The sequence below is a fragment of the Spirillospora sp. NPDC049652 genome (assembly GCF_040675125.1).
GTDB lineage: Bacteria > Actinomycetota > Actinomycetes > Streptosporangiales > Streptosporangiaceae > Spirillospora.
In genome coordinates, this window is record NZ_JBFAOF010000209.1 from 1 (window position 1) to 9,430 (window position 9,430).

Genomic DNA, 9,430 nt, shown 5'->3' on the forward strand with positions numbered 1-9,430 from the left:
CCACGTTCGACCTGGACGAGTACGTCTACGGCGCGCTGCGCGGCGGAGCGGTCGGGTTCGTCCTCAAGGGGGCGGGGCCGGCGCTGCTCGTCGAGGCCGTCCGCGCCGCCGTCGCCGGTGAGGCGCTGGTCTCGCCCTCGGTGACCGTCCGGCTGCTCCGCCACCTGACCGAGGCGGCGGCCCCCGGCCGTCCCGCGCCGCCGCTGAGCGAGCGGGAACTGGAGGTCGTCCGGATCGTGGCCCGCGGACGCACCAACCAGGAGGTCGCGGCCGAGCTGTTCATCTCGCTGAGCACCGTGAAGGGGCACCTGGCGAGCGTCCAGTCGAAGCTCGGGCTGCGCAACCGCGTCGAGATCGTCGCCTGGGCCTGGGAGAACGGGCTCGTCGGAGGCGGCTGAGCCGTGCGGCTGAGCGACGGCGGCTGTGGGAACCGGCCGAAAGTACCGCCGTACCGCCCCGAAAGCGTGCTTTGGGCCGATGGCCCGGACGGCCCTGCCGCCGAAGATCGGACCATGCCCCAAGAGCACTCCCGTCCCCCCGTGCTGCACGCCGAGGGACTGACCAAACGCTACGGCCGCCGCAGGCGCGCCGCCCTGGACGACGTCACCCTGACGATCCCGCCGGACCGCGTGATCGGGCTGGTCGGCCCGAACGGCGCGGGCAAGTCGACCCTGCTGCACCTCGCGTGCGGGCTGACCGAACCGACGTCCGGCGGGCTGCGCGTCCTCGGCCGCCGCCCGGCGGCCGACGCGACCCACCTGGCCCGGGTCGGCTTCATGGCGCAGGACGCCCCGGTCTACCGCTCCTTCACCGTCGCCGAGCACCTGCGCCTCGGCGCGCGCCTCAACCCGGGCTGGGACATGGGCCTCGCCGAGCGGCGCGTCCGCGAGGCCGGGCTCGACCCGGACCAGAAGGCCGGCGGCCTCTCCGGCGGCCAGCGCGCCCAGCTCGCCCTGACGATCGCCGCCGCCAAGCGCCCCGACCTGCTCATCTTCGACGAGCCCGCCGCCGCCCTGGACCCGCTGGCCCGGCAGGGCTTCCTGCAGAACCTCACGCGCCTGGTGGCCGACCTGGACGGCGGCGCGATCCTCTCCTCGCACCTGCTCGCCGACGTCGAGCGGGTCTGCGACCACCTCGTCGTGCTCTGCGACGCCCGCGTGCAGGTGGCGGGCGACGTCAAGGACCTCCTGGCCGCGCACCGCAGGCTGCCGACCCCGGAGGTCCCCGCCGGCGCCGAGCCGATCGAGCTGGGCGTGGCCCGCTTCACCGGGCCGCCCCCCGCAGCGGCCGTCCCGGTCACGCTCGAAGAACTGGTCCTCGCCTACATGACCCGGGCCGAACGCCGTCCCGCCCCCGCCTTCCAGGAGACCGCACGATGATCTGGCTCAGCCTGCGCCAGTTCCGCTGGCAGGCCCTCGTCGCGGCCGTCGCCCTCGTCCTGGTGGCGGCCTTCGCGCTCTACCTGGGCAGCGACATCCGCGACGCCTACTCCGCGGCGCGAGGGAACTGCCGGGCCAGGGGGAACTGCCCCCAGGCCCTGGCCGAGTTCCAGGCCCGCTACCGCGAGACCATGCTCTTCATCGCCGCCGGCCTCGGGCTCGGCCTCGCCCTGCTCGGCACCTTCTGGGGCGCTCCCCTGGTGGCCCGCGAACTGGAGGCGGGCACCCACCGGCTGGTCTGGAACCAGAGCGTCACCCGCCGCCGCTGGCTCGCGACGAAGCTCTCGGTCACCGCCCTGGCGGCGATGGCCGCCACGGCCGCCGTGAGCGCCCTGCTCACCTGGGCGGCGCGTCCGGTGGACGAGGCGAGCGCGAACCGCTTCGACACCATCCTCTTCGGCTCCCGCAACCTCGCGCCGGTCGGCTACGCCCTGTTCGCGGTCACCCTGGGCACGGTCGCGGGCCTGCTGATCCGCCGCACGCTCCCCGCGATCGCGGTGACGATGGTCGCCTTCATCGCCGTCCAGTTCCTCATCCCGAACCTGGTCCGGCCGCACCTGATGCCGCCCGAGACCGCGACCATGGCGATGCCCGCGGACGCCATCAACCGGGCCAGGAACCTGGGCAGCATCACCGGCGGCCCGGTCATCGGCGGCATCACCCTCCTGGACGAACCCGACGCCTGGATCAGCTCGACCAGCCCGCTCCTGACGTCCGACGGCCGTCCGCTGAGCGGCGCCCGCTTCGGCCGCTGCCTGAACTCCCCGCCCCGGACGGGCGCCCGAGGCACCTTCGGCGACACCGCGGTCTGCCTCGGCCGGCTCGACCTCCATCTGAAGATCACCTACCAGCCCGCCGACCGGTACTGGCTCTTCCAGCTCCTGGAGACCGCCTTCTACGTCCTGCTCAGCGCCCTCCTGGCGTCCTTCGCCCTCTGGCGGATCCGCCACCGCCTGAACTGAGCCCGCCGGAGGCCCGCCGCCGGACGCCGCTCCGTGGCGTCCGGCGGCGTCGTGCTCACGGCGTGGGCTCGTCCTCGTCCTCGCCCGCCTTGCGGGAGGAGGACGCGCGGACGCAGCGGATCATCTCCTCGGCGTACGGGAGCGCGCCGAACACGGTCATCGCCCCGATGAGCGCGGCGCGCGCCTTCCAGGAGACCAGCCCGTCCCGCTTGAGCCGGATCCGGAAGTCGGGCCGCTCGCCCCGTCCGGCCAGCGACCGCGCCTGGTCCCAGTACAGGACGGCGAGGAACCCCGTGGCCATCAGCGGGACGACCTCCAGCAGGCTGTGGATGTGCTGCTCGACCGGCGTGACCTCGCGGTGCTGCTCGGCGTAGGACACGTCCCAGTACGCGGTGAGGCTGTGGACGCCGAGCGCCCCGCCGCAGGCGGCGAGGACCCCGGCGTTCACCTCGCAGAACAGGCCGAGCGTCACGGGCACGCCCGCCTCGGCCATCATCAGCGCGTGGATCACCGACTCCTTGGTGCCGGCGTTCCGCTCGATCCCGGTCTGCCGGTGCCGGACCCAGTCGGCCAGCCCCGCGCCGAGCCACAGCGGGAGGACGCCGCCCATCAGCCCCCGGCGCGCCGCCTCCTCGACGCCGAACGCCCGCCTGACCCGGCGGACACGGGGGGACCTGCTGACGAGAGTGCGGACAAGGGTGGCTCCTGATGTCGCGTTCATGACCACCGCGCTACCCGCGCACGCCGCAGGTAGTCGTCGCGCGACCGGCCTCCCCCACTGTGACCTGGAGTTTTTGCCCGCCTCTCAGGGGTAGGCGCCAGACAAGGGCAAACCCACGAGAGGAGAGGCCTCATGTCGAACACCGAGACCGGCCAGGTCACGGGGACCAAGGACAAGGACTACAACATCATCTGGTTCACCGAGGCGTGCCTGAGCAACGTGCTGCGCCTGGAGACCTACATCAAGGACGCCGAGCGGGACGGCGACAACGAGCTCGCCGACTTCTTCCGCAAGGCCCAGGCCGACAGCCGCAAGGGGGCCGAGCAGGGCAAGGAGCTGCTGAAGAAGCGCCTGTCCTCCTGACCCCCTTCCGTTTCAAGCCCGTGACGGGGGCAGGGACCGCATGAGGAGGTTCTCATGCGCTGCCTGATCATCAACTGCACGCTCAAGCCGTCACCCGAGGCCAGCAACACGGGGGCACTGGCCCAGGTCGTGGCGGACGAACTGGAGAAGCACGGCGTCACGGTGGAGACCGTCCGGACCGCGGACCTGAACATCCGGCCCGGGGTCTCCACCGACATGGGCGAAGGCGACGAGTGGCCCCGGGTGCACCGCAAGCTGCTCGACTCGCAGATCCTGGTCATCGCGTCGCCCACCTGGGCCGGCCGGCCCTCCTCGGAGGCGCAGCGCGTGATCGAGCGGCTGGACGCCCTGATGTCGGAGACCGACGACGAGGGCAGGCCGGTCGCCTACAACCGGGTCGCGGGCGTGGTCGTCACCGGCAACGAGGACGGCGCGCACCACGTGATCAGCGAGATCAACGGCGCGCTCGCCGACTTCGGCTTCACCATCCCGGGCCAGGCGTGGACGTACTGGCACCTCGGCCCCGGCCCCGGGCCGGACTACCTCGACGACGAGCGCGGGCACGACTGGTCGGCGAAGACCGGCCGGGCGATGGCGTCCAACCTCTTCGCCGCCGCCCGCGCCCTCGCCGCCAACCCGATCCCCGCCCCGCCGGGCTGACGCGCCGCCCGGCCCACCGGGCGAGCCCGACCCAACGAGCGAAAGGAACCGCCATGAAGGCGCTCACCTGGCAAGGCCGCCGCGACGTCCGGGTCGAGGACGTCCCGGATCCGGTGATCAAGGAGCCGACCGACGCGATCGTGCGGGTCACCACGACCACCATCTGCGGCTCGGACCTGCACCTCTACGAGGTGCTCGGCCCGTTCATGGGGCAGGGCGACATCCTCGGCCACGAGCCGATGGGCGTGGTCGAGGAGGTCGGCGCGGAGGTGTCCCACATCCGTCCCGGCGACCGGGTCGTGATCCCGTTCAACATCTCCTGCGGGCACTGCCACATGTGCGAGCTGAAGCTGTACGCGCAGTGCGAGACGACGCAGGTCCGCGACCAGGGGATGGGCGCGGCGCTGTTCGGCTACACCAAGCTGTACGGCCAGGTCGCGGGCGGGCAGGCCGAGTACCTGCGGGTCCCGCAGGCGCAGTTCGGCCCGATCAAGGTGCCGGAGGGGCCGCCCGACGAGCGGTTCGTGTACCTGTCGGACGTCCTGCCGACCTCCCGGCAGGCGGTGGAGTACGCCGACCTGCCGCCCGGCGGCAGCGTCACCGTGTTCGGACTCGGGCCGATCGGCCAGATGTCCGCGCGGATCGCCCGCCACCTCGGCCACCGCGTCATCGGCGTCGACCTGGTGCCCGAGCGGCTCGCCATGGCGCGCCGGCACGGCATCGAGACGATCGACGCGAGCGCCGTCTCCGACGTCCCGGCGGCGGTCCGGGACCTGACCGACGGGCGCGGCACCGACGGCGTCATCGACGCGGTCGGGATGGAGGCGCACGGCTCGCCGGTCGCGAAGGCGGCGCAGACCCTCACCGGCATGCTGCCCGACCGCGCCGCCGCCGAGCTGATGACGCGCGCCGGGGTGGACCGGCTGTCGGTGCTGTACCAGGCCATCGAGACCGTCCGGCGCGGCGGGACGATCTCGCTGTCCGGCGTGTACGGCGGCATGTCCGACCCGCTGCCGATGCTGCGGATGTTCGACAAGGGCATCACCGTGCGGATGGGGCAGGCGCACGTCAAGCGCTGGATCGACGAGCTGATGCCGCTGGTCGCCGACGACGCCGACCCGCTCGGCGTGGCGGACCTCGCGACGCACCGCATCCCGCTCGCCGAGGCCCCGCACGGCTACGAGATCTTCCAGAAGAAGCAGGACGGCGCCATCAAGGTCCTGCTGACGCCCTGACCGGGAATCGGCCGGGGACGTCAGCAGGACCCGGATGCCGGACGCGGATGTCCGACGCGGCCGCCGCCGGTTCAGATCAGGCGGCGCTGCGCCTTGCGGTCCTCCTCGTAGCGGGCGCGGGCCCGCTTCGTGGATTCCAGGCCGGAGACCTCGGCGACCGGCACGTCCCACCACGCCTCGCTGTCCGGCGCCCCCGTCGAGGTGTCGGTCTCCACGTGGACGACCGTCGTGCGAGCGCTGTCACGGGCCTTGACCAGGGCCGTGCGGAACTCGTCGGCGGTCGTCGCGCGCAGCACGTCGGCCCCCAGCGCGGCGGCGTTCGCGGCCAGGTCGCCGGGCAGCTCGAACCGGGTGCCGAGCCGCTGCGCGCCGACCGACTCCGACAGGTTGCCGATCGAGGCGAAGCCGTGGTTCTGCACCAGGACGACGACCAGCTTGATCCCGTCCGCGACGGCGGTGACGAGCTCCTGGGCCATCATCAGGTACGAGCCGTCGCCGACCATGACGTAGACCTCGCGGTCGGGCGCCGCGAGCTTCACCCCGAGCCCGCCGGCGATCTCGTAGCCCATGCAGGAGTAGCCGTACTCCACGTGGTAGCCCTTGGGATCGCGCGTCCGCCACAGCTTGTGCAGGTCCCCCGGCATCGACCCGGCGGCGCACACGACGACGTCGCGCGGGCCGCTGACCTCGTTGACGATGCCGATGATCTCCGGCTGGGCGGGGAGCGTCCCGCCGGACGGCGCGTAGGCCCGGTCGACCGCCTCGTTCCAGCGGGCGACGCGTTCGGTGATCTCGGCGCGGTAGGACGCGGCGACCGTGTGCCCGTCCATCGCCGCCCCGAGCGCCGCCAGTCCCGCGCGCGCGTCGGCGGTCAGCGGCAGGCCCGCGTGCTTGACGGCGTCCGGCGCCGCGACGTTGAGGTTGACGAAGCGGACGCCCGGACGGGCGAACACGCTGCGGGAGCCGGTGGTGAAGTCGCTGTAGCGCGTGCCGACGCCGAGGACGACGTCGGCCTCGCGTGCCAGGGCGTTGGCGGCGGTGGTCCCGGTCGCGCCGATCGCGCCCACCGAGTTCGGGTGGTCCCAGGCCAGCGTCCCCTTGCCCGCCTGGGTCTCGGCGACCGGGATGCCGGTGGCCTCGGCGAACTCGCGCAGCACCTCGGTCGCGCGCGAGTAGATGGCCCCGCCGCCCGCCACGATGAGCGGACGCTCGGCGCCGCGCAGCAGCGCGGCCGCCTCCTCGACGAGAGCGGGCTCGGGCACCGGGCGGGCGATCCGCCAGACCCGCTCGGCGAACAGCTCCACCGGCCAGTCGTGCGCCTCGGCCTGCACGTCCTGCGGCAGCGCGAGCGTGACCGCGCCGGTCTCGGCCGGATCGGTCAGCACGCGCATCGCGGCGAGCAGCGCGCTCGGGAGCTGCTCGGGCCGGTTGATCCGGTCCCAGAACCGCGAGACCGGCTTGAAGCAGTCGTTGACCGAGACGTCGTAGGACCGCGGGTCCTCCAGCTCCTGGAGGACCGGGTTGGCCACCCGGGTGGCGAAGACGTCGCCCGGCAGGAGCAGCACCGGGATGCGGTTGATGGTCGCGAGGGCCGCGCCGGTGACCATGTTGGTCGCGCCCGGTCCGATCGAGGTGGTGCAGGCGAACGCGCGCAGCCGGTCGTGCGTGCGCGCGTAGCCGACCGCCGCGTGCACCATCGCCTGCTCGTTGCGCGCCGCCCGGTAGGGCAGCCCGTCCCCGTACTCCAGCAGCGCCTGCCCGAGCCCGGCCACGTTGCCGTGGCCGAAGATGCCGAAGCAGCCGGCGAAGAACCGCTGCCGCTCGCCGTCCCGTTCGCTCCACTGGTTCGCCAGGAAGCGGACGACCGCCTGCCCTACGGTCAGCCGCACTGTCTCGGTCATCGGTCCCCCTCGGGTCCGGCGGCCGAGCTCATCGGCAGCCTCGGGTCGGTCAGCAGGTCGGTCCAGGTGCCGCGGATCCAGGCGTGCGCCGGGTCGTCGCAGATCTTCCAGGCGCGCTCCTCGCCCGGTCCCGCCATCACGTTCAGGTAGTAGAGGTCGTGCCCGGGCGCCGCCATCGAGGGCCCGTGCCAGCCGTGCGGGATCAGCACGACGTCGCCGGTGCGGACCTCCTCCAGCACGTCGGTGGTGCCGTAGACCCGCTGGTAGCCCATGCCCGCCCCGCCGTGCGGGGCGGCGGCGACCTCGAAGTAGTAGATCTCCTCCAGCACCGACTCGTTCTCAGTGTGCTCGTCGTGCTTGTGCGGCGGGTAGGACGACCAGTTGCCGCCCGGCGTCAGCACCTCGCACGCGATCAGCTTGTCGGCCTCGAACGCCCCGGGCGTGCAGAAGTTGTTCACCTGGCGGCTCATCTGCCCCGCGCCGCGCAGCTCCACCGGCACCTTCCCGGCGGGCCCGTAGCGGGGCGGGAGCCGCCGCTCGCAGCGCGCGGCCGGCAGCGCGAACCGCCCGCCCTCCCTGGACCGCAGGACGATCGTCGCGTCGCGCGGCGCGTACGCGAAGTCCGTGACGCGGGAGAAGACGTCCGGACGGCCCTGGAGCTCGAACGTCACGGTCGTCCCGTCGGCCGGGACGCCGACCGTGGCCGCGCACGACCCGGCGAGCGGGAGCACGAGCGTCTCCGAGTCCCCCGTTTCCAGCGCGACCTCCTCGCCCGCGCCGAGCGTCAGCACGCGCAGGCCCGAGTACTCCCAGCCGGCGCTCCGCGGGGTGACCTCCACCCGCACCTCCGCGCTCACAGCAGCCCCACCGCGGCGTCGATGGCGCCCGCGACGTCGTCGCCGGGCGGGTACAGCACGGACCTGCCGACGACCAGGCCGCGCACGGTCGGCAGGTCGAGGGCCGCCTTCCAGCCCGCGAGCGTCGCCTCCGCGTCGTCGGGCACCTCGCCGCCCAGCAGCAGGGCGGGCAGCGTCGAGGACTCCATGACCTCCTCCATCCGGTCGACCACGGGCACCTTCAGCCAGGTGTGGGCGGACGTGGCGCCGAGCCCGGACGCGATCGAGATGACCTTGGTCATCGCCTCGGGGGTGAGGACGTTCTTGACCTTCCCGTCGTCGCCCCGGGTGGACAGGAACGGCTCCACCATCGCCGGGAGCCCCCGTCCGGCGAGTTCGGTGACGGCGTTCGCGCAGTTCTCCAGCGTCGGGGCGGTCGCCGGGTCGTCGAGGTCGACGCGCAGCAGCATCTTGCCGCCGTCGAGCCCCGCGGCGGCGATCGCGGACGCGGAGTAGGCGGTGAACCGGTCGTCGATCTCGAACGCCGCCCCGGACAGGCCGCCCCGGTTCATCGACCCGATGGCGTACCGGCCGTCCAGCTCCCCCAGCAGGAGGAGCTCCTCCATGATGTCCGGGGTGGCGAGCACGCCGTGCACGCCCGGCCGGGACAGCCCGACGCAGATCCGCTCCAGCAGGTCGCGGCGGTTGCCCATGGCCCCCGGGTCGGTCCCGGCCCGCAGCGCGCCGCGCGCCGGATGGTCGGCCGCGATGATCATCAGCTTGCCCGCGGCGCCGAGCGGAGCGGCGGGCCGCGCGCGGCGGGCGGCGGCCTCGGCGATCGCGCCGGGCCGGACGGCCCTGGTCTCGATCAGCTCCGCGTGGCGTTCGGCGAACGTGCGGGTGTTCAAACCGTGCTCTCCTTGTCATCGGTTCCGGTGCTCGCGGCGGCCGGACCGGTCGTGCCGACCGTGCCGGACGTGCCGGTCGTGCCGGACGCGGCGAGCAGGCGTTCGACCTCGCCGGAGTCGGGCATCGCGTCCGCGCAGGCGAGCCGCGACGCGACGATCGCCCCGGCGGCCCCCGCGAAGCGGACGATCCGTTCGAGGTCCCAGCCCTGCAGCAGGCCGTGGCAGACCGCGCCGCCGAAGGCGTCGCCCGCTCCGAGGCCGTTCACGACCTCCACCGGCGTCGGCGGGACCTCGACGATCCCGTCCGCCGACGCGGCGAGCGTGCCGAGCGGCCCCTGCTTGACGATCGCGACGGACACGCCCCGGTCCAGCAGCGCGCGGGCCGCGGCGCGCGGCTCGCGCTCG

Annotated in this window: 11 protein-coding genes; 6 read left to right on the top strand and 5 right to left on the bottom strand. The window is 73.6% G+C overall.

From position 1 onward, the window contains the following. The 3 genes from AB0J52_RS16120 to AB0J52_RS16130 all read left to right on the top strand — a co-directional run. On the top strand, window positions 1-398 hold a 398-nt coding region (locus AB0J52_RS16120), incomplete at its 5' end, for a response regulator transcription factor (RefSeq protein WP_500182362.1). 114 nt (window positions 399-512) lie between these two features. Continuing rightward, on the top strand, window positions 513-1,379 hold the full coding sequence (locus AB0J52_RS16125; RefSeq protein ID WP_500182363.1) for an ABC transporter ATP-binding protein: 867 nt from the start codon (window positions 513-515) through the stop codon (window positions 1,377-1,379). Further along, window positions 1,376-2,401, top strand: a complete 1,026-nt coding sequence (locus AB0J52_RS16130) for an ABC-2 membrane transporter-related protein (protein ID WP_500182364.1) — start codon at window positions 1,376-1,378, stop codon at window positions 2,399-2,401. Before AB0J52_RS16125 ends, AB0J52_RS16130 begins: the two co-directional genes overlap by 4 nt. A gap of 55 nt (window positions 2,402-2,456) precedes the next feature. Here AB0J52_RS16130 and AB0J52_RS16135 read toward each other — a convergent pair whose 3' ends face one another. Then, window positions 2,457-3,122: a diguanylate cyclase gene (locus AB0J52_RS16135; RefSeq protein WP_500182365.1), complete on the bottom strand. Its 666-nt coding sequence runs from the start codon at window positions 3,120-3,122 to the stop codon at window positions 2,457-2,459. A 132-nt stretch (window positions 3,123-3,254) separates the two neighbouring features. On the opposite strand from AB0J52_RS16135, the gene AB0J52_RS16140 reads away from it, so the two are divergent. The 3 genes from AB0J52_RS16140 to AB0J52_RS16150 are packed head-to-tail and all read left to right on the top strand — an operon-like array spanning window position 3,255 to window position 5,380. Then, window positions 3,255-3,485 (top strand): hypothetical protein, encoded by a 231-nt coding sequence (locus tag AB0J52_RS16140; RefSeq protein ID WP_500182366.1) that lies wholly within the window; start codon window positions 3,255-3,257, stop codon window positions 3,483-3,485. A gap of 54 nt (window positions 3,486-3,539) precedes the next feature. Beyond that, a complete protein-coding gene (locus AB0J52_RS16145) occupies window positions 3,540-4,145 on the top strand; it encodes a flavodoxin family protein (protein ID WP_500182367.1) in 606 nt (201 codons plus the stop codon). Window positions 4,146-4,198: 53 nt separating this feature from the next. Beyond that, window positions 4,199-5,380 (top strand): zinc-dependent alcohol dehydrogenase, encoded by a 1,182-nt coding sequence (locus tag AB0J52_RS16150; protein ID WP_500182368.1) that lies wholly within the window; start codon window positions 4,199-4,201, stop codon window positions 5,378-5,380. Window positions 5,381-5,451: 71 nt separating this feature from the next. Here the strand turns inward: AB0J52_RS16150 and iolD are convergent, their stop codons facing one another. The 4 genes from iolD to AB0J52_RS16170 form a co-directional block, all read right to left on the bottom strand. Continuing rightward, window positions 5,452-7,281 (bottom strand): 3D-(3,5/4)-trihydroxycyclohexane-1,2-dione acylhydrolase (decyclizing), encoded by a 1,830-nt coding sequence (iolD, locus tag AB0J52_RS16155; RefSeq protein ID WP_500182369.1) that lies wholly within the window; start codon window positions 7,279-7,281, stop codon window positions 5,452-5,454. After that, window positions 7,278-8,138: a 5-deoxy-glucuronate isomerase gene (iolB, locus tag AB0J52_RS16160; RefSeq protein WP_500182370.1), complete on the bottom strand. Its 861-nt coding sequence runs from the start codon at window positions 8,136-8,138 to the stop codon at window positions 7,278-7,280. Before iolB ends, iolD begins: the two co-directional genes overlap by 4 nt. Then, on the bottom strand, window positions 8,135-9,025 hold the full coding sequence (locus tag AB0J52_RS16165; RefSeq protein ID WP_500182371.1) for a Cgl0159 family (beta/alpha)8-fold protein: 891 nt from the start codon (window positions 9,023-9,025) through the stop codon (window positions 8,135-8,137). The genes iolB and AB0J52_RS16165 overlap by 4 nt, the downstream gene beginning before the upstream one ends. Continuing rightward, window positions 9,022-9,430: PfkB family carbohydrate kinase (locus AB0J52_RS16170; RefSeq protein ID WP_500182372.1), on the bottom strand; the 409-nt coding region annotated here is incomplete at its 5' end. The genes AB0J52_RS16170 and AB0J52_RS16165, both read right to left, overlap by 4 nt.

What these genes read in the sequence shown, in the direction of transcription:
- AB0J52_RS16135 (WP_500182365.1), bottom strand. Translation starts at nt 3,122, where the DNA reads ATGAACGCGACATCAGGAGCCACCCTTGTCCGCACTCTCGTCAGCAGG.
- AB0J52_RS16150 (WP_500182368.1), top strand. Translation starts at nt 4,199, where the DNA reads ATGAAGGCGCTCACCTGGCAAGGCCGCCGCGACGTCCGGGTCGAGGAC.
- AB0J52_RS16145 (WP_500182367.1), top strand. Translation starts at nt 3,540, where the DNA reads ATGCGCTGCCTGATCATCAACTGCACGCTCAAGCCGTCACCCGAGGCC.
- iolD (WP_500182369.1), bottom strand. Translation starts at nt 7,281, where the DNA reads ATGACCGAGACAGTGCGGCTGACCGTAGGGCAGGCGGTCGTCCGCTTC.
- AB0J52_RS16130 (WP_500182364.1), top strand. Translation starts at nt 1,376, where the DNA reads ATGATCTGGCTCAGCCTGCGCCAGTTCCGCTGGCAGGCCCTCGTCGCG.
- AB0J52_RS16125 (WP_500182363.1), top strand. Translation starts at nt 513, where the DNA reads ATGCCCCAAGAGCACTCCCGTCCCCCCGTGCTGCACGCCGAGGGACTG.
- AB0J52_RS16140 (WP_500182366.1), top strand. Translation starts at nt 3,255, where the DNA reads ATGTCGAACACCGAGACCGGCCAGGTCACGGGGACCAAGGACAAGGAC.